Source organism: Kitasatospora sp. A2-31 (genome assembly GCF_022288725.1).
Lineage (GTDB): Bacteria > Actinomycetota > Actinomycetes > Streptomycetales > Streptomycetaceae > Kitasatospora.
Window position 1 is genome coordinate 1 of record NZ_JAKNTA010000188.1, and the last position, 1384, is coordinate 1384.

The 1384-nt window shown below is 71.7% G+C and carries 1 protein-coding gene; it reads left to right on the forward strand.

Annotated elements, in window-relative coordinates; all coding sequences use genetic code 11:
• Nucleotides 1–107: 107 nt before the first annotated feature.
• A partial coding sequence (locus tag MCM47_RS40750) for a sugar ABC transporter permease (protein WP_238951834.1) occupies nucleotides 108–1384 on the forward strand: 1277 nt, incomplete at its 3' end.

Consider the following 1384-nt stretch of genomic DNA (forward strand, 5'->3'; position numbering starts at 1 on the left):
ACCTCCCCGGTCGCCGGACCCACGCCCGGGGAGATCATCCCCCCCACCCCCGGCGCCCCCGACACCGCCGTCCCCCGGCCCCGGGCACGCACCGCGGAGAAAGCAAAGTGACCCCCACCCAGCCCCCCCCCCCCGCCGAGACCCCCGCCACCCCCGCCTCCCCGGCGGTCGACCCGCGCCTGCTGGTGCGCCAGGGCGGCGTCGCCGGCTACGTGGACGAGTTCCGCCGCAAGATCAAGAGTGGTGACCTCGGCTCCCTGCCGGTCGTCATCGGCCTGATCCTGATCGCCGTCATCTTCCAGAGCGTCACCGGCCACTTCCTGCAGGCCGACAACCTGACCAACATCACCAAGTGGATCGCCGGCCCCGGCCTGATCGCCGTCGGTGTGGTCTTCGTCCTGCTGCTCGGCGAGATCGACCTCTCGCTGGGCTCCATCGCCGGTGTCACCGCGGCGATCACCTCCGTGCTGGCCGTGCGCGAAGGCCTGAACGAAGGCCTCGCCATCCTGATCGCGATCGCCGCCGCGGTGGCCATCGGCGCCCTGCACGGCTTCTTCTTCGCCAAGATCGGCGTGCCCGCATTCGTCGTCACCCTGGCCGGCATGCTCGCCTGGAGCGGCCTCCAGGACTACGTGCTCGGCAAGCTCGGCACCATCAACAACATCAACGACGGTGTCGTCGCCAACCTGGACACCTACTTCCTGGGCGACGGCGACGTCGCCTTCGCCTGGGTGCTGGCGCTCCTGGCGATCGGCGTCTTCCTGACGGGCCAGCTCATCGAGGCCTGCCGCCGCACCGCCGCCGGGCTGCCGGGCCGCACCACCGGCGAGATCGCGCTGCGCACCGGCGCCCTCGCGGTGCTCGCCCTCGTCGGCGCCTACATGCTCAACCAGGACCGCGGCCTGCCGCTGCCCCTGGTGATCCTGCTCGGCGTGGTCGTGCTGACCGACTTCGTGCTGCGCCGTACCTCCTACGGCCGGAAGATCTTCGCGGTCGGCGGCGGCATCGAGGCCGCGCGCCGGGCGGGCATCAACGTCGCCCGGGTCCGCATCTCGGTCTTCATGATCTCGGCCGGCCTGGCCGGCCTCGGCGGCCTGTTCATCGCCTCGCAGCAGGGCTCCGCGGACAAGGCGCTGGGCAGCGGCAACGTCCTGATGAGCGCCATCGCGGCCGCGGTCATCGGCGGCACCAGCCTCTTCGGCGGGCGCGGCAAGACCTGGTCGGCGCTGCTCGGCATCCTGGTCATCCAGTCGATCACCACCGGCCTGGACATGGTCCACGCCGCGCAGGCCATCCAGTACATGATCACCGGCGCGGTGCTGCTCGCCGCGGTCGTGCTCGACTCGGTCTCGCGCCGGACGCAGAAGTCCTCGGGTCGCGGCTG